Annotated in this window: 15 protein-coding genes; 3 read left to right on the top strand and 12 right to left on the bottom strand. The window is 59.3% G+C overall.

The window, feature by feature from the left end; translation table 11 throughout:
• Positions 1-38 precede the first annotated feature (38 nt).
• Genes ACIQU2_RS14230 through ACIQU2_RS14205 form a run of 6 tightly spaced genes read right to left on the bottom strand, consistent with a single transcriptional unit; the run spans position 39 to position 5,976 of the window.
• Positions 39-1,781, bottom strand: coding sequence for a carbohydrate ABC transporter substrate-binding protein (locus ACIQU2_RS14230; protein WP_403141694.1), 1,743 nt, complete (start codon positions 1,779-1,781; stop codon positions 39-41).
• A gap of 48 nt (positions 1,782-1,829) precedes the next feature.
• Positions 1,830-2,102, bottom strand: a complete 273-nt coding sequence (locus tag ACIQU2_RS14225) for a DUF2160 domain-containing protein (protein WP_008146061.1) — start codon at positions 2,100-2,102, stop codon at positions 1,830-1,832.
• 10 nt (positions 2,103-2,112) lie between these two features.
• Entirely contained in the window at positions 2,113-2,913 is an 801-nt protein-coding gene (locus ACIQU2_RS14220) for a carbohydrate ABC transporter permease (protein ID WP_017339615.1), read from the bottom strand.
• A gap of 8 nt (positions 2,914-2,921) precedes the next feature.
• On the bottom strand, positions 2,922-3,788 hold the full coding sequence (locus ACIQU2_RS14215) for a carbohydrate ABC transporter permease (RefSeq protein WP_283180876.1): 867 nt from the start codon (positions 3,786-3,788) through the stop codon (positions 2,922-2,924).
• Positions 3,789-3,790: 2 nt separating this feature from the next.
• Entirely contained in the window at positions 3,791-4,882 is a 1,092-nt protein-coding gene (locus tag ACIQU2_RS14210) for an ABC transporter ATP-binding protein (protein WP_403141685.1), read from the bottom strand.
• On the bottom strand, positions 4,882-5,976 hold the full coding sequence (locus tag ACIQU2_RS14205; RefSeq protein WP_347805077.1) for an ABC transporter ATP-binding protein: 1,095 nt from the start codon (positions 5,974-5,976) through the stop codon (positions 4,882-4,884). The genes ACIQU2_RS14210 and ACIQU2_RS14205 overlap by 1 nt, the downstream gene beginning before the upstream one ends.
• Before the next feature lie 427 nt (positions 5,977-6,403).
• On the opposite strand from ACIQU2_RS14205, the gene ACIQU2_RS14200 reads away from it, so the two are divergent.
• On the top strand, positions 6,404-8,239 hold the full coding sequence (locus ACIQU2_RS14200) for a sigma-54-dependent Fis family transcriptional regulator (RefSeq protein ID WP_347805076.1): 1,836 nt from the start codon (positions 6,404-6,406) through the stop codon (positions 8,237-8,239).
• A gap of 171 nt (positions 8,240-8,410) precedes the next feature.
• Here ACIQU2_RS14200 and cysS read toward each other — a convergent pair whose 3' ends face one another.
• Positions 8,411-9,793, bottom strand: a complete 1,383-nt coding sequence (cysS, locus tag ACIQU2_RS14195) for a cysteine--tRNA ligase (protein WP_403141678.1) — start codon at positions 9,791-9,793, stop codon at positions 8,411-8,413.
• 17 nt (positions 9,794-9,810) lie between these two features.
• On the bottom strand, positions 9,811-11,508 hold the full coding sequence (locus tag ACIQU2_RS14190) for a glutamine--tRNA ligase/YqeY domain fusion protein (RefSeq protein ID WP_403141674.1): 1,698 nt from the start codon (positions 11,506-11,508) through the stop codon (positions 9,811-9,813).
• A gap of 260 nt (positions 11,509-11,768) precedes the next feature.
• Here ACIQU2_RS14190 and ACIQU2_RS14185 point away from each other — a divergent pair, with 260 nt between their 5' ends.
• Positions 11,769-12,275: a peptidylprolyl isomerase gene (locus ACIQU2_RS14185; protein ID WP_347806254.1), complete on the top strand. Its 507-nt coding sequence runs from the start codon at positions 11,769-11,771 to the stop codon at positions 12,273-12,275.
• Positions 12,272-13,024, top strand: a complete 753-nt coding sequence (lpxH, locus tag ACIQU2_RS14180; RefSeq protein WP_347806253.1) for a UDP-2,3-diacylglucosamine diphosphatase — start codon at positions 12,272-12,274, stop codon at positions 13,022-13,024. Before ACIQU2_RS14185 ends, lpxH begins: the two co-directional genes overlap by 4 nt.
• Positions 13,025-13,147: 123 nt before the next feature.
• Here the strand turns inward: lpxH and ACIQU2_RS14175 are convergent, their stop codons facing one another.
• From ACIQU2_RS14175 to ACIQU2_RS14160, 4 genes are all read right to left on the bottom strand, one after another.
• Complete coding sequence (locus ACIQU2_RS14175; protein WP_403141670.1) at positions 13,148-14,677, bottom strand: DHA2 family efflux MFS transporter permease subunit; 1,530 nt, start codon at positions 14,675-14,677, stop codon at positions 13,148-13,150.
• A gap of 76 nt (positions 14,678-14,753) precedes the next feature.
• Entirely contained in the window at positions 14,754-15,959 is a 1,206-nt protein-coding gene (locus tag ACIQU2_RS14170) for an efflux RND transporter periplasmic adaptor subunit (protein ID WP_403141669.1), read from the bottom strand.
• Between the two features lie 15 nt (positions 15,960-15,974).
• Positions 15,975-17,444: an efflux transporter outer membrane subunit gene (locus ACIQU2_RS14165; RefSeq protein WP_403141666.1), complete on the bottom strand. Its 1,470-nt coding sequence runs from the start codon at positions 17,442-17,444 to the stop codon at positions 15,975-15,977.
• The gene (locus ACIQU2_RS14160; protein ID WP_134422670.1) at positions 17,441-17,914 is read right to left on the bottom strand and encodes a MarR family winged helix-turn-helix transcriptional regulator; all 474 of its coding nucleotides are present in this window, start codon (positions 17,912-17,914) and stop codon (positions 17,441-17,443) included. Before ACIQU2_RS14160 ends, ACIQU2_RS14165 begins: the two co-directional genes overlap by 4 nt.
• Positions 17,915-18,115: the final 201 nt, after the last annotated feature.

Genomic DNA, 18,115 nt, shown 5'->3' with positions numbered 1-18,115 from the left:
GGCACCCGAAGGTGCCGTTCAACACTGCTGATGGTCTGTTATTTGCGCGCCGCTTCCCACGATTTCAGCAATTCGGCATAGCTCACGGTTTCACCTTTAGGCTTCTCGTTCGCCAGTTTCGGCTTCGGTGCACCCGGCTGATCGAGCCAGTACTGCGCGTCGCGCTCGGGGTTCATCTTCGGTGCGCAGGTGGCTTGCGCCTTCGAGCGTTCCAGGCGGGTCATGATCGCGTCCTGATCCTTGGCCAAACCATCCAGCGCCTGTTGCGGGGTTTTCTCGCCGCTGGCGGCTTCGGCGATGTGGCTCCACCACAGTTGCGCCAAACGCGGATAGTCCGGCACGTTGGTCCCGGTCGGGGTCCATTGCACACGGGCCGGGCTGCGATAGAACTCGACCAGACCACCGAGTTTCGGTGCCAGGTCGGTCATGGCTTGCGAGTTGATGTCCGACTCGCGGATTGGCGTCAGGCCAACGATGGTTTTCTTCAGGGATACGGTTTTCGAGGTCACGAACTGCGCGTACAGCCAGGCTGCGAGTTTTTGCTTCTCAGGCGTGGACTTGAGGAAGGTCCAGGAACCGGCGTCCTGATAACCGAGTTTCATGCCCTCTTCCCAATACGGACCTTTCGGCGATGGCGCCATGCGCCATTTCGGCGTGCCGTCAGCGTTCATTACCGGCAGACCCGGTTTGGTCATGTCGGCGGTAAACGCGGTGTACCAGAAGATCTGCTGCGCGATGTTGCCCTGGGACGGCACCGGACCTGATTCGGAGAAGGTCATGCCCGCCGCTTCCGGTGGCGCATATTTCTTCAGCCAGTCGACGTATTTGGTGGTTGCATAGACCGCCGCCGGGCCGTTGGTGTCGCCGCCACGGGTCACGCTGGAACCAACCGGATGGCAGTCCTCGACGCGGATGCCCCACTCGTCCACCGGCAAGCCGTTGGGAATGCCCTTATCGCCAGCGCCGGCCATGGAGAACCAGGCATCGGTGAAGCGCCAGCCCAGGGACGGATCTTTCTTGCCGTAGTCCATGTGACCGTAGACGCGCTTGCCGTCGATTTCCTTGATGTCTTCGCTGAAGAATTTGGCAATGTCTTCATAAGCCGACCAGTTCACCGGCACGCCCAGTTCATAACCGTATTTTTCTTTGAATTTTGCTTTCAGATCCGCCCGCTCGAACCAGTCAGCGCGGAACCAGTACAGGTTGGCGAACTGCTGGTCGGGCAGTTGATAGATCTTGCCGTCCGGCGCGGTAGTGAACGAGATGCCGATGAAGTCTTTGATATCCAGGGTCGGCGAGGTGTAGGCCTTGCCTTCGTTGGCCATCAGGTCGGTGATCGATTCGGTTTTGCCGTAGCGAAGGTGCGTGCCGATCAGGTCCGAGTCGTTGACCCAACCGTCATAGATGTTCTTGTCCGATTGCATCTGGGTCTGCAGCTTTTCCACCACGTCGCCTTCTTGCAGCAAGTCGTGGGTCAGCTTGATCCCGGTGATCTCGGTAAAGGCTTTGGCCAGCGTTTTGGATTCATATTCGTGGGTCGCGATGGTTTCCGAGACCACCTTGATGCTCATCCCGCGAAACGGCTCGGACGCCTTGATGAACCACTTCAGCTCTTCGAGCTGCTGGGCTTCGGTCAGGGTGGACGGTTTGAATTCGCTGCCAATCCATTTCTTGGCCGCGTCTTCATAGGCATCGGCCCAGGCTGCCGCACTCAGCCCGCTGAGTGCCAGCATGGCTGCCAATGAAACGCTATGTCGCAGCTTATTGTTTTTGTCGAACATAGAGACCTCCTGTTTGGGTTTCGGAGCAACATTGCCGATCGATTTCGACTAGCCCCAACGCATCACAGCCAACAGCCACACCAGGGACAACGCGAACGCAACCCAGATGCTCCAGTCGGTGACGCCGATTACCAGCAAATGCAGGTAGGCGCTGCCGAGAAGACCGATAAACAACCGATCGCCACGGGTGGTGGCAATCGGCAACAAACCACGCCGAAGAATGCTCGGCGAACGCAATTCCCAAGTCGTCATGCCCACCAGAATCAAGGCAATGACGCTGAAGAATGCCGCCGTAGGGCCGGTCCAACTCATCCATTCCATCATCAGCTCCTCAGACCCGGCCCAGGGCAAAGCCCTTGGCCACGTGGTTGCGAACAAACCAGATCACCAGCATGCCTGGCAGGATAGTCAACACCCCCGCCGCCGCCAGCACGCCCCAGTCGATGCCGGACGCCGAGACCGTGCGCGTCATCACCGCCGCAATCGGTTTGGCGTTGACCGACGTCAGCGTCCGCGCCAACAGCAGTTCGACCCAAGAAAACATAAAGCAGAAAAATGCCGTCACGCCGATCCCGGAACCAATCAGCGGAACGAAAATCTTCACGAAGAACTTGGGAAAACTGTAGCCGTCGATGTAGGCGGTTTCGTCGATTTCCTTGGGAACCCCGGACATGAAACCTTCGAGGATCCACACCGCCAACGGCACGTTAAACAGGCAGTGAGCCAACGCGACGGCGATGTGCGTATCGAACAAACCGATCGAGGAATATAGCTGGAAGAACGGCAGCAAAAACACCGCCGGCGGCGCCATACGATTGGTCAACAGCCAGAAGAACAGGTGCTTGTCACCGAGGAACCGATAGCGCGAGAACGCATACGCCGCCGGCAATGCCACGCTCAGCGAAATCACCGTGTTCAGGCTCACGTAGTACAGCGAGTTGAGGTAACCGGTGTACCAGGCCGGATCGGTGAAGATCACCTTGTAGTTGGCGAAGGTGAAATCCTGCGGAAACAAGGTCAGGCCGCTGAGGATTTCGGTGTTGCTCTTGAAGGACATGTTCAGCAGCCAATAGATCGGCACCAGCAGGAACAGGATGTAGATCAGCAACGGGATCAGCTTTCTCTTGCTCATGGCAGACCTCAGCGGTTGGCGTCAGAGTGAGTCATGGCCGTATAAAACAGCCAGGACACCAACAGGATGATCAGGAAGTACACCAGCGAGAAAGCCGCCGCCGGGCCGAGGTCGAACTGCCCGATCGCCATTTGCGTCAGGGTCTGACTCAAGAAAGTCGTGGCATTCCCCGGACCGCCACCGGTCAGCACAAACGGCTCGGTGTAGATCATGAAACTGTCCATGAACCGCAACATCACCGCGATCAACAGCACGCTCTTGAGCTTGGGCAATTGGATGTGTCGGAAAACCGCCCAGGCCGATGCCCGATCAATCCGCGCCGCTTGGTAGTACACGTCCGGAATCGCCCGCAGCCCCGAGAAACACAACAGCGCCACCAACGACGTCCAGTGCCAGACGTCCATCACCAGCACCGTGACCCAGGCGTCCATGGTGTTGGCCGCATAGTTGTAGTTCAGACCCATGGCCTTGAGGCTGGCGCCGAGCAGACCAATGTCCGCCCGACCGAAGATCTGCCAGATCGTCCCCACCACGTTCCACGGAATCAGCAACGGAATCGCCAGGATAATCAGCACCAGCGACGACCAGCGACCCTTGGTCGGCATGGTCAGGGCGATGGCGATGCCCAGCGGGATTTCGATCAGCAGCACACAGCCGGAGTAAATGAACTGGCGCAGCAACGAGTCATGCAGGCGCGGATCGAGCAGCACTTGCCTGTACCAGTCGGCGCCGACGAAGTAGCGGCTGGACTGGTCGAAGATGTCCTGCACCGAGTAGTTGACCACCGTCATCATCGGGATCACCGCACTGAACGCCACCAGCAAAAACACCGGCAACACCAGCCACCAGGCCTTGTTGTTCTGCACCTTGTTCATGGCTACGTCTCCAGGAGATATTCGTCGGCATACACCATCAACCATTGAGCCGGGAAGCTGATGTAGGCGGTTCCCTCAGGCACTGGCTTGTCTTCGGCCAGGCGCACTTTCAAAGGGGCGCCGTCGAGGTTCAGGGTCATGATCTTGTAGGTGCCAAGGTCTTCAACGTGTACGACCTGTGCCTGCATCGCCTCATCAAACGGCTCGTCCCACACGTGCACGAACTCCGGACGGATGCCGACTTTCAGGGTTTTCCACTCGGACTCGGCGATGCGTTTCTGCTGAGCATCGGAAAGCGGCAAATGAGTCGAGGCGAAACCGACACCGCCGGGCTGCGGCTGTACCTCGATCAGGTTCATCCCCGGACTGCCGATGAAATAGCCGACAAAGGTGTGGCTCGGCCGCTCGAACAGTTCTCTCGGCGTACCGAATTGCACAATCTGCCCGCCATACATCACCGCGATCTTGTCGGCGAAGGTCGAGGCCTCCAACTGATCGTGGGTGACGTAGACCATGGTGATGTTGAACTGCTCGTGGATCTGCTTGAGCTTGCGTCGCAACTTCCACTTCAGGTGCGGATCGATCACGGTCAGCGGTTCATCGAACAGGATCGCCGAGACGTCATCGCGCACCAGCCCACGGCCCATGGAGACTTTCTGCTTTTCGTCGGCGGTGAGGTTGCGCGCCTTCTTGCTCAGCAGCGTCTGGAGATCGAGAACTTCGGCGATTTCCTGCACCTTGCTGTGAATTTTCGCCTCGGCCATGCCCTGATTGCGCAGCGGGAAGGCCAGGTTGTCGAACACCGTCATGGTGTCGTAGACCACCGGAAACTGGAAAACCTGGGCGATGTTGCGCTTCTCCGGGGTCAGTTCATTCACCACTTTGCTGTCGAACAGCACCTGACCCTGAGACGGACTGAGCAATCCGGAAATGATGTTGAGCAAGGTCGACTTGCCGCAGCCCGAAGGCCCGAGCAAGGCATAGGCACCGCCCTGCTCCCAGACGTGGTCCATCTCGCGGATCGCGTAGTCCTCGGGGCCGATCGGCGTGCGGGTGTAACTGTGGGCGAGGTGTTGCAAACGAATTTCGGCCATCAGGCAACCCTCGCGATACGGCGACCGGGCGCCTGGACCAGCCGCCCCTGCGTATCGAAGACAAACAGTTTATGGGTCGGGATATAGATACGAATCGGCGCGTCGACGTCGTATTCGTGGACGCCCGGCAAGTGCAGCACCAGCAGGAAATGTTCGTTGCGCACGTGCAGGAAGGTTTCCGACCCACTGATCTCCGCCACCTCGACGGTTACCGCCAGTTCCAGATCATCATCGTTGCTCGGCACCAGCGAAATATGGCTGGGCCGTACGCCAAAGCGGAACTCGCCCTCGCCCACCGGCCGCAAATCGACGTTGAGCGGAAAGTGCACGAAATTGGCGAAGCTGACTTCGTTACCGGCGATACGTCCCGGCATCAGGTTGATCGGCGGCTCGGAGAACAGCTCTGCCGCCAGCACGGTTTGCGGCTGGTGATAAACCTCGGAAGACTTGCCGCTCTGAATCACCCGGCCTTCGTGAAGAATGGTGGTGGTGCCGCCCAGCGCCAGGGCTTCGTTGGGTTCGGTGGTGGCGTAGATGGCGATGGTGTGGTGAGCCTTGAACAGCTCGCGCATTTCCTGACGCAGTTCTTCGCGCAGTTTGTAGTCGAGGTTCACCAGCGGTTCGTCGAACAGGATCAGCTCGGCATCCTTGACCAGCGCCCGGGCCATGGCCGTGCGCTGTTGCTGACCGCCGGAGAGTTCGAGGGGGTGGCGCTGGAGGAATTTCTCGATGCGCAACATCTTCGCGGTTTCCAGCACCTTGCTCTGGATCAGCTCATTGGAAACGCCGCCCTGGCGCAATGGCGAAGCGATGTTCTCGAACACCGTCATGGTCGGGTAGTTGATGAATTGCTGATAGACCATCGACACATTGCGCAAACGCACCGGGCGCTGGGTGACGTCGACGCCGTTCATCAGGATGCGACCGCTGTCGGGCTTGTCCAGACCGGCCATCAGGCGCATGAGACTGGTTTTGCCGGACAGCGTGCGCCCGAGCAAAACGTTGAAGGATCCGGCTTCGAAAGTAAGGCACGCATCGTCGATCCAGGTCTGGCCCTCGACGGTGCGGCTGACGTGCTCCAGGGTTAATGACATGGCTCGGCCTTTTTATTATTGGAGTCAAGCGACCTGACCAACAGAGCGACATTCGTGCCAGAAATTGCAAGCCGTTGATCCGGCTTGAGAATCTTGCAAATGGAAGAAAAACTGCGTTCGTTGCTGAACAGAAATGAACAACCGCGACTGAACAATTGAACAATCCGCCGGTTGACAATGAACAATAGTGAACAACACTCTACGGATGCTTTTACTGCGGGAAATTCTGAATTGCGCGCGCCCTTGTAGCAGCTGCCGAAGGTTGCGTCCGGCGACGCAGTCGTCGTGAAATCAGGCATCGCGGTGTATCAGGATGACCGCGTTTACAGGTTTGACGACGACTGCGTCGCCGAACGCAGGCTTCGCCAGCTGCTACATGGATCGCGTTACTCATAACAAAAATAATAATGCTCAGAGATCGACTGCCATGGCCGCACCCGCCTTGCCGCTCTCCCACGACGCCATCATCCAGGACTCCTGGTCCCGTTGCCGCGCGTTCGGCCTCAATCATCAGAGCACACCGGCGTTCGATCAGTTGCCGGCCGAGGGCATTGCGCAATTGCTGGAGAGCCAGCACTCACTGGTGCAAACCACTCACCAGGAAGTCCTGCCGTATTACGAGAACATCCTCAGCAACTCCAACTGCCTGATCATGCTCGCCGACAATCAGGGCCAGGTGCTGACGTCCTGGGGCACCCAGCGTTTTATCGAGCCGAACCTGACCCGCGGTTTCAGTGCCGGCGCCAGCTGGATGGAACGCTGCAGCGGCACCAATGCGATCGGCACCGCGCTGGCCTGCGAGCAGGCGGTGCACATCGAGCACGACGAACATTTCCTCAAGGCCAACCGTTTCATGACCGGTTCCGCCGCACCGATTTTCGATGCCGACCGCAAAGTCATCGCGGTGCTGGATGTGTCCAGCGACAGCTACCTGCCACCGTCCCACACCCTCGGCATGGTCAAGATGATGAGTCAGACCGTGGAAAACCGGCTGATCCTCAACCTGTTCCATGGCCAGCATTTCCAACTGACCTTCAACACCGGACTGAACAACCTCGACAGCCAATGGGCGGGCCTGTTGATCTTCGACGAGACGGGCCAGGTGCTGTCCGCCAACCGCCGGGCCGACAATTTGCTGGGTATCAGCCTGTCGCGGGTCAGTGTCGAAAGCCTGTTCAAGGTCTCGCTGCTGGAGTTGTTGAACCAGCCGGACGGCCTGCCCTTCGCCTTGCAAACCTCGGGACGCAACCGCTTCCAGTGCCTGTTGAAGCGGCCGAAACAGACAGTGATTCAGGCGCGGCTGTTTGCAGAACCCACGGTTGCGACACCGGTAGCGATCAGCCTCAATACCCTGCATTTCGGTGACAGCCGCGTGGAAAAAGCCGTGCGCCAGGCCGAGCGGTTGCTGGAAAAAGACATTCCGTTGTTAATCCACGGCGAAACCGGGGTCGGCAAGGAAGTCTTCGTCAAAGCCCTGCATCAGGCCAGTTCGCGGAGCAAAAAACCCTTCATTGCCGTCAACTGTGCAGCCATCCCCGCCGAACTGGTGGAGTCTGAGCTATTTGGCTACGAGAAAGGCGCGTTCACTGGCGCCAACCAGAAAGGCAGCATCGGGCTGATCCGCAAGGCTGACAAAGGCACGCTATTCCTAGATGAAATCGGTGATATGCCGTTGCCGACTCAGGCCCGACTGCTGCGAGTTTTGCAGGAGCGTTGCGTGCAACCAGTGGGTAGTAGCGAGTTGTTCCCGGTGGATATACGTATTATTTCGGCAACCAACCGCTCGTTGCGCGAACAGGTTCAGCTCGGGCGGTTTCGTGAGGATCTTTATTACCGCATCGGCGGTTTGACCCTCGAACTACCTCCTCTGCGCGAACGCAGTGACAAGGAAGCACTGTTCAAACGCCTGTGGGAGCAACACCGCGAGCCGAGCCAATGGGCCGGACTGAGCCGAGAGGTGCTGGAGTTGTTCAGCCGTCATCCGTGGCCGGGGAATTTAAGACAGGTCAGCAGCGTGATGCAGGTAGCGCTGGCCATGGCCGAGGAACAACCGGTACGGCCGGAGCATTTGCCGGATGATTTCTTTGTTGATTTGGAGCTGGAGCCGGTGGATTTACCGGAGCCGTTGGCGGTGGATTTGAATGATGCCGAGGATTTGAATCGGCAGCTGCAGGCGGCCGGGGGGAATATTTCGCATTTGGCGCGGCGGTTGGGGGTTAGCAGGAATACCCTTTACAAGCGATTGCGGCAGTTGGAGGGTTAACGGCGAAGATCAAAAGATCGCAGCCTTCGGCAGCTCCTACACAGGTGTGTATCCCACCGTCGTGGACGAACCCAATCCCGTAGGAGCTGCCGAAGGCTGCGATCTTTTGATCTTCAACCAAACAAACAAAAACCCGCACAAGGCGGGTTTTGTTTGGGGCAAACGCAGCAATCAGTCAGCGAGACGCCAGGTCGTGCCGCCCTTGCCGTCTTCCAGCACCACGCCCATGGCGGTCAGCTGGTCGCGGATGCGGTCGGATTCGGCCCAGTCTTTACCAGCACGAGCTGCCAGACGCGCGGCAATCAGCGCATCAACCTCAGCCGCATCAACCCGCCCTTCGGCACCGGCCTGCAGGAAGTCATCGGCTTCAAGTTGCAACACGCCCAGCACGCTGGCCAGTTCTTTGAGACGCGCCGCCAGACCCGCCGCCGCATCAAGATCGCTCTCACGCAAACGGTTGATCTCGCGCACCATCTCGAACAGTACGGCACACGCTTCCGGCGTGCCGAAGTCGTCGTTCATCACCTGAGTGAAACGCTCGACAAAGGCTTCGCCACCGGCCGGCGCCACGCTCGGCAGGCCTTTCAACGCATGGTAGAAACGCTCGAGCGCGCCTTTGGCGTCCTTGAGGTTGTCTTCCGAATAGTTGATCGCGCTGCGGTAGTGGCTCGACACCAGCAGGTAACGCACGACTTCCGGGTGGTACTTTTCCAGCACGTCGCGAATGGTGAAGAAGTTGTTCAAGGACTTGGACATCTTCTCGCCATTGATGCGAATCATGCCGCAATGCATCCACGCGTTGGCGTAGGTCTTGCCGGTCGCCGCTTCGCTCTGGGCGATTTCGTTTTCATGGTGCGGGAACTCGAGGTCACTGCCGCCACCATGAATGTCGAAAGTCTCGCCGAGGCAGCAGGTCGACATCACCGAGCACTCGATGTGCCAGCCCGGGCGACCGTCGCCCCACGGCGATGGCCAGCTCGGCTCGCCCGGCTTGGCGCCTTTCCACAGCACGAAGTCCAGCGGGTCCTGTTTCGACTCGTCGACTTCGATCCGCGCACCGATGCGCAGGTCTTCGATCTTCTTGCGCGACAGCTTGCCGTAGCCCATGAACTTGGCGACGCGGTAGTACACGTCGCCATTGCCCGGTGCGTAGGCGTAACCCTTGTCGATCAAGGTCTGGATCATGCTCAGCATGCCGGGGATATGATCGGTGGCCCGCGGTTCCATGTCCGGCTTGAGGATGTTGAGGCGCGCCTCGTCCTCGTGCATCGCGGTGATCATGCGCTCGGTCAGCACGTCGAACGGCTCGCCGTTCTCTTTGGCCCGATTGATGATCTTGTCTTCAATGTCGGTGATGTTGCGCACGTACGTCAGGTTATAACCGCTGAAACGCAACCAGCGGGTCACCAGGTCGAACGCGACCATGCTGCGGCCGTGGCCAATGTGGCAGTAGTCGTACACGGTCATCCCGCAGACGTACATGCGCACATTGTTGCCATCCAGCGGCTTGAAGACTTCTTTGCTCTTGGTGAGCGTGTTGTAGATCGAAAGCACGTTAGAGGTTCCTTGAATCACTGGCCCCACGAATCACGCAAGGTCACGGTACGGTTGAACACCGGATGACCGGGTTTCGAGTCCTTGATATCCGCGCAGAAGTAACCTTCGCGCTCGAACTGGAAACGGTCTTCCGGCTGTGCATTGCCCAGCGAAGGCTCGGCACGACAACCGGTGAGGACTTGCAGCGAGTCAGGGTTGATGTTGTCCAGGAAACTGGCGCTGTCTTCGGCCTTCTCTGGGTTAGCCGAACGGAACAGGCGATCGTACAGACGCACTTCACACTCGACGCTGGCCGCGGCCGGCACCCAGTGCACCACGCCTTTGACCTTGCGGCCTTCAGGGTTCTTGCCCAGGGTTTCCGGGTCGTAGGAGCAACGCAGTTCGACGATGTTGCCATCGGCGTCCTTGATCGCTTCGTCGGCGCGAATCACGTAGCTGCCGCGCAGACGCACTTCGCCGTTTGGCTCAAGGCGTTTGTAGCCTTTTGGCGGCTCTTCCATGAAGTCTTCACGGTCGATGTAGATCTCACGGGCGAACGGCAGGACGCGCACGCCCATGTCTTCTTTCGGGTGGCACGCCAGTTCGAGGTTCTCGACCTGGTCTTCCGGGTAGTTGGTGATCACGACTTTCAGCGGACGCAGCACGCACATGGCACGCGGGGCGCTGTGGTCGAGGTCATCACGGATGCTGAATTCCAGCATGCCGAAGTCGACCACGCCGTCGGATCGGTTGGTGCCGACCATTTCGCAGAAGTTGCGGATCGATTTCGGCGTGTAACCACGGCGGCGGAAGCCGGACAGCGTGGACATGCGCGGATCGTCCCAACCGTGAACGTGCTTTTCATCGACCAGTTGCTTGAGCTTGCGCTTGCTGGTGATCGTGTAGTTCAGGTTCAGACGGCTGAACTCGTACTGACGCGGTTGCGCCGGCACGGGCAGGTTCTCGAGGAACCACTCGTACAGCGGACGATGGCTTTCGAACTCCAGGGTGCAGATCGAGTGGGTGATGCCTTCGATGGCGTCCGACTGACCGTGGGTGAAGTCGTAGTTCGGGTAGATGCACCACTTGTCACCAGTCTGGTGGTGGTGAGCGTGACGGATGCGATACATGATCGGGTCGCGCAGGTTCATGTTCGGCGAGGCCATGTCGATCTTGGCTCGCAGCACGCGTGCGCCGTCCTTGAATTCACCGGCCTTCATGCGGGCGAACCAATCGAGGTTTTCTTCCACGGAGCGGTCGCGGAACGGGCTGTTCTTGCCCGGCTCGGTCAGGCTGCCACGGTATTCCTTGGCCTGTTCAGGGCTCAGGTCATCGACGTAGGCCTTGCCGGCCTTGATCAGTTCAACGGCCCAGTCATGCAATTGGTCGAAATACTGCGAGGCGTAGCGCACTTCACCGGACCATTCGAAGCCCAGCCATCTGACGTCGCTTTCGATCGCGTCGATGTATTCCTGGTCTTCCTTGGCCGGGTTGGTGTCGTCGAAACGCAGGTGCGTGACGCCGCCAAATTCCTGGGCCAGACCGAAGTTCACGCAAATCGACTTGGCGTGACCGATGTGCAGGTAACCGTTGGGCTCAGGCGGGAAACGGGTGACGATCTGCGTGTGCTTACCCGAGTCCAGGTCCGCCTGGATGATCGGGCGCAGGAAATTGACCGGCACGGCAGGGCCGGTCTTGGAATTCGAGGTAGGGTCGACAGTGGGCTTGCTCATAGGATCCTTGAACGTACAAGTGCGCGGCCAGTTGGCCAAATCAAAGCGGCGGTTAAAACAAAGGGGCTTATCATAGCCGATGCTGTCAAGCCGCTGACAGAGCAGGCCAAAAAACGCCTGCATTTAATCGGATGCAAATGAAAAACAGCCTCGAAATTCGCGCCCGGCACGCTAAACTGCGCACCTTGGCCAAAATTGGCCGGACCGGTTGAGGGCAGCAAAGCCCCTAAACCCACGAATTCATATAAAGAGTACCGATCATGACCCAAGTCAAACTGACCACCAACCATGGCGACATCGTCCTGGAACTGAACGCTGAAAAGGCACCGCTGACCGTTGCCAACTTCATCGAGTACGTCAACGCCGGTCACTACGAAAACACTGTTTTCCACCGCGTCATCGGTAACTTCATGATCCAGGGCGGCGGTTTCGAGCCAGGCATGAAAGAAAAGAAAGACAAGCGCCCAAGCATCCAGAACGAAGCCGACAACGGCCTGCCGAACGAGAAGTACACCGTGGCCATGGCGCGCACCATGGAGCCGCATTCGGCTTCCGCCCAGTTCTTCATCAACGTGGCTGACAACAGCTTCCTGAACCACAGCGCCAAGACCACTCAAGGCTGGGGCTACGCCGTGTTCGCTAAAGTCGTTGCAGGCACCGACGTCGTCGACAAGATCAAAGGTGTTTCCACCACCATGAAGTCCGGTCACCAGGACGTTCCAGCAGAAGACGTGATCATCGAGAAAGCCGAGATCATCGAAGCGTGATACTGCTGATTTCAGACTTGCATCTGGAAGAGGAGCGCCCGGACATCAGCCGGGCGTTTCTGGATTTGCTCGCCGGACGCGCCCGCTCGGCGAGTGCGTTGTACATCCTGGGCGACTTTTTCGAGGCGTGGATTGGCGACGATGCCATGACGCCCTTTCAGCGCTCCATCTGCCAGGCCCTGCGCGAACTCAGCGACAGCGGCACGGCCATTTTTCTGATGCACGGCAACCGCGACTTCATGCTCGGCCAGGCCTTCTGTAAACAGGCCGGCTGTACGTTGCTGAAGGACCCGAGTGTCGTGCAGTTTTACGGCGAGCCGGTGCTGTTGATGCACGGCGACAGCCTCTGCACCCGTGACGTCGGCTATATGAAGCTGCGACGCTACCTGCGCAATCCCGTTACCTTGTTCATCCTGCGCCATTTGCCCCTGGGCACCCGGCAGAAACTGGCACGCAAGCTACGCAGCGAAAGCACGGCCCAGGTGCGGATGAAGGCCAATGACATCGTCGATGTCACGCCGGAAGAAGTACCGCGGATCATGCAGGCATTTGGCGTGAAGACCTTGATCCATGGGCATACCCATCGCCCGGCCATCCACAAGTTGCAGATTGGCGAGCAGGCGGCCAAGCGGATTGTATTGGGGGATTGGGATCGTCAGGGCTGGGCGTTGCAGGTGGATGAGAATGGGTTTGCGCTTGCACCATTCGACTTCGCCCCGCCGCCGCAACTGGCAGCCCCCGCAATCTGACTGCCGAACACAGAACCCTGTGGGAGCGAGCTTGCTCGCGATAGCGGATTCATATTCAACATCGTTGTTGACTAATCCACCGCTATCGCGAGCAAGCTCGCTCCCACAGGGACTGTGTTTGGCTTAATGGCCTGAGGCAGCAGGGCCTGCTTTAGCGGCAAACGGCGGTTTCGCCAGCCACACCAGCACAATCAAGCCCATGAATGCCCACCCCAGCAACGTGAAGTAATCCACGGTGGAGAGCATGTACGCCTGACTGGTCAGCACATGATCCAGCTGCGCATACGCCGGATTGCTCGCCCCGCCCAGGCTGTTCAGCGCGTCGCGGGTAGCCGGCTCATAGGTGCTGATGCTTTCGCTCATATAGGCGTGGTGCTGATCCGCCCGGCGAATCCAGATCCACGTCGTCAGTGAGGCCGCAAAACTACCGCCCAAGGTCCGCAGGAACGTCGCCAGGCCCGCGCCGTCGGCGATCTGGCTCGGTGGCAGGTCCGACATCAGAATGCTCAAGGTCGGCATGAAGAACAGCGCCACGCCAATGCCCATGAACAGCTGCACCAGAGCGATGTGCTGGAAGTCCACTTCGTTGGTAAACCCGGCACGCATGAAGCAGCTCAGGCCAATCGCCAGGAACGCCAGGCCGGCCAGCAGCCGCAGGTCGAATTTGTGTGCGTACTTGCCGACAAACGGCGACATCAGCACCGGCAAAATACCGATCGGCGCCACCGCCAGACCCGCCCACGTCGCCGTGTAACCCATCTGGGTTTGCAGCCATTGCGGCAGAATCAGATTGATCCCGAAGAACCCGGCGTAACCCAACACCAGCACGATGGTGCCGATGCGGAAGTTGCGGTAAGCGAACAGCCGCAGATTGACCACCGGGTGCTTGTCGGTCATTTCCCAGATCACGAACACCGCCAGCGCAATCACCGAAATGGCCGCGCCGATGAGGATGAAGTTCGACTCGAACCAATCCAGGTCGTTACCCTTGTCGAGGATCAGCTGCAACGCGCCGACGCCAATGATCAGGGTGATCAAACCGACGTAATCCATCGGCTGGTAACTGGTTTCCACCGGCCGCGCCTTGAGTTGCTGGCGCACCACCATCACCGCGAAAACACCGATCGGCACGTTGATAAAGAAGATCCACGGCCAGCTATAGCTGTCGGTAATCCAGCCGCCGAGGATGGGACCTGCAATCGGCGCCACCACCGTGACCATCGCCAGCAACGCCAGGGCCATGCCACGCCTGGCGGGTGGATAGACGGCAATCAGCAGCGTTTGAGTCATCGGGTACAAGGGACCTGCCACCAGGCCTTGAAGCACCCGAAAGCCAATCAGTTCCGGCATCGAGGTCGAGATACCGCAAAGAAACGAGGCCAGCACGAACAGGATCGTCGCCCACAGAAACAGCTTCACCTCACCGAAGCGTCGGCTGAGCCAACCGGTCAGCGGCAGCGCAATCGCATTGCTCACGGCGAACGAAGTAATCACCCAAGTGCCCTGCTCCGAACTCACGCCCAGGTTGCCGGAAATCGTCGGCAGCGCCACGTTGGCGATGGTGGTGTCGAGTACTTGCATGAAGGTCGCCAGCGACAGGCCAATGGTGCTGAGCAGCAGGCTGGGCGGCGTGAAAGACGCATTATTGCTCATCGCGAATCCTTTGAAACCTGGCTGACGCGACACCTTTTAACGGGCGTCGCTCCCACAGGATCGGTGTGATGACCAATCAGCGTTGAACGGTTTTACTGACCGCAGCGCTGTTGTCATGGATCAACTGAGTGATCATCGCGTCGGCCTCGGCCAACTGACGGTCATACACATTGGTGCTGAACGAGGCCTTTTGCGGTGGCTGTTGCGCCAGCACCGGGCCGCTCTGGTCACGCAGGTTCACATCGACCTGAGTCGACAGGCCGACCCGCAACGGGTGCTTGGCCAGTTCTTCGGCGTTGATGTGAATCCGCACCGGCACACGCTGGACGATCTTGATCCAGTTACCGGTGGCGTTCTGCGCTGGCAGCAAGGCAAACGCGCTGCCGGTACCGGCGCCGAGGCTGTCGATGGTGCCGCTGAACTTCACGTCGCTGCCATACAGGTCGGCTTCGATGTCCACTGGCTGACCGATGCGCATGTCACGCAGCTGGGTTTCCTTGAAGTTGGCGTCGATCCACAGCTGATCCAGCGGGATGACTGCCATCAGCGCCGTGCCCGGCTGGACGCGTTGGCCCAGTTGCACGGAGCGCTTGGCGACATAACCGGTGACCGGCGCGATCAAGGTGCTGCGGGAGTTGTTCAAGTAAGCCTGACGCAATTGCGCGGCAGCGGACATCACGTCCGGGTGCGACGACACCACGGTGTCATCCACCAAAGCACTGGTGGTTTTCAGTTGCTGTTTGGCGTTGGCCAGGGCGTTTTGCGCCGAGGTCAGGTCGTCGCGAGCATGGGACAGTTCTTCCTGGGAAATCGCACCGCCAGCGGCAAGGTTTTTCCGGCGATTGAAGTTGTCCTGAGCCTTTTGCACTTCAGCCTGTTGGGCATTAACCTGGGCTTTCATGCCGTCGACATTGCTGTACAAGCCGCGAACCTGACGCACGGTGCGGGCCAGATTGGCCTGCGCACTTTGCAGACCGACTTCGGCGTCGTTCGGGTCGAAGTTGATCAGCACCTGTCCTTCATGGACCAGGTCGCCATCGTCGGCACCGATGCTGACTACGGTGCCGGTGACCAGCGGAGTGATTTCCACCACGTTGCCGTTCACATAGGCGTCGTCGGTGCTTTCGTTCCAGCGCCCGTAGAATTCGTGATAACCCCAGACGCCGACACCGGCGAGGATCACTACGATCGCGAGCACTACCAGCAGGACTTTGCGTTTGCGCGGGTTGCTCGTGTCTTGAGCGTTGTCAGGGGTTTGTGTTGTTGTATCGGCAGTGGCCATGACAAGTACCTTGAATTAGTTGTGCTGCGTGGCTGGGGTTGCGTTGGCTTCGGCCAGGGTTTCGCCCTGGAAGCCGCCGCCCAGCGCCTGCATCAGTTGGATCGACAGGTCGATCTGCTCGGCATTCAAGTTGGCCAGCTGACGCTGGGCCTGGAGCAATTGCTGCTCGATGCTGAGCACGTCCAGGTAATTCCCGATGCCGGAACCGTAACGCTGGACCACGGTGTTGTAAGAATCCTGGGCAATGTCGGTGGCGTGCTGCTGAGCGCCAATCTGCCGACCGATATCGCGTAACTGGTTGATGGTGTCGCTGACATCGCCCAGCGCTTTCACCAGGCTTTTGTTGTACTGCGCCACCGCGAGGTCGTAATCGGCGTCGCGGGAATCGAGGTCGGCACGCAGGCGGCCACCGTCGAAAATCGGCACCGAGATCGTCGGCGCGATGTTGAAGAAACGACTGGCCGAACCGAACATCGCATCGCCCAGCAACGACTCGGCACCGGCCGCGGCGCTCAGGTTGAGGTTGGGGTAGAAGCGGGTTTTGCCGGCGTCGATGTTCTTGCTCGCCGCCTCGACCCGCCAACGCGCGGCCACCAGGTCTGGACGACGACCGAGCAACTCGGCCGGCAGCACCGATGGCAACGCGACTGCGCTGGCCTGGAGGATTTTCGGCCGGGCGATTTCGTTGCCGCGATCCGGGCCTTTACCGAGCAAGACGGCCAAGGCGATTTTCGCGCTTTGCAGGCGTTTCTCGGCGTCGATCAGGCTGGCTTCGGACGTGGCTTCCAGACTCTCGGTTTGCTGGAACTGGTACTGACTGTCGATCCCCGAGCTCAGGCGGCGCTGGCTCAGGTCGAGCATTTGTTTGGTGCGCTTGAGGTCTTCACTGGCCAGGTCGTAGACGATGTGCGCCTGACCCAGATCGCTGTAAGCGCGAGCCACGTCGGCGGACAATGTCAGCTGAGCGGCTTGTTGATCGACTTCGGCAGCACGGGCCTGGCCCAGTGCGGCTTCCCAGGCATCACGCTGACCGCCCCAGAGGTCGAAGTTGTAATTGAAACTGGCACTGATGTTGCGCACGGTGGAGTAGGTACCACCCTGCCCGCTTGGGTCCTGATCCCGGGCCAGACGCGAACGGCTGACGCCGGCACTGGCATCGAGGGTCGGCATGCGTGCGGCATCCGCTGCATAAGCGGCGGCGCTGGCCTGGTGAGCACGGGCGTCGGCGATTTGCATGTCGGGGCTGTCGTGCAGGGCTTCGCGGATCAAGCCGTCGAGCTGTGGGTCGCCGAGGCTTTTCCACCAGTCGCTTTTCGGCCAGGCCGCGGGCGAGAGGGTTACACCGCTGAGGGATTGCCCGGCCTTGAGGTTTTTCGCATCGAGGCTGACGCCTTCAGTGGTCAGGCCGCTGTAGCTGGCGCAACCGGCCAGGGTCATGGCCGCCAGCACCAGGCTCAAGCCGGTACGCAGGGTTTTACTGCTCATTTGTCACCTACCCGCAGCAGGGTGATCGAGTCACCGGCTGCCACCAAAATTTTCTTCAGGATCTGTTCGAGGGTTTTCAACTCCTCTGGGGTGATCGCGCCGGCCAGTTCATTCATGGCGTCGGCGCCGATCTCCGGCAGGCGATCAGTCAACTGCTGGCCTTGCTCGGTCAGCACCAGCTGAACCTGACGGCGATCCGCTTCGGAGCGTTGGCGGGCGAGGAAGCCTTTCTGTTCCAGACGATCGAGCATGCGGGTCATCGAACCGCTGTCCAGCGATAGGTGACGGCACAGCTCCGCCGGCGTATCGACGCCGAACTGGGCCATGATGATCAGCACTTTGAACTGCGCGGCAGTGATGCCGTGGGGTTCCATGTGCGTGTCGATGATCCGGTCCTTGAGCAGCGCAGCGCGCCCGAGCAGGAGGCCGAGATGGCAAGTGTGGAATGCGTCTGGGGTGAAATGTTTCATCTGACCACCAATTAGCTGCCTAGGCAGAGAATGTATGACGAGATGTTACTGCCTAGGCAGCGAATGTCAACGTAATAGTTAGGTTGCTTGCTATTTAGTTGATAAATGGCGATGGATTATGCGGTGACCGATCTGACGCCATCGCGAGCAAGCTCGCTCCCACAGGGATCACACTTAACCTTGTGGGAGCGAGCTTGCTCG

This window comes from Pseudomonas sp. NPDC098740, assembly GCF_044760065.1.
In the GTDB taxonomy this organism is placed as follows: Bacteria; Pseudomonadota; Gammaproteobacteria; order Pseudomonadales; family Pseudomonadaceae; genus Aquipseudomonas; species Aquipseudomonas rossensis.
The sequence above is the reverse complement of the archived record's forward strand: the minus strand, read 5'-3'. Positions and strand labels throughout refer to the sequence as shown.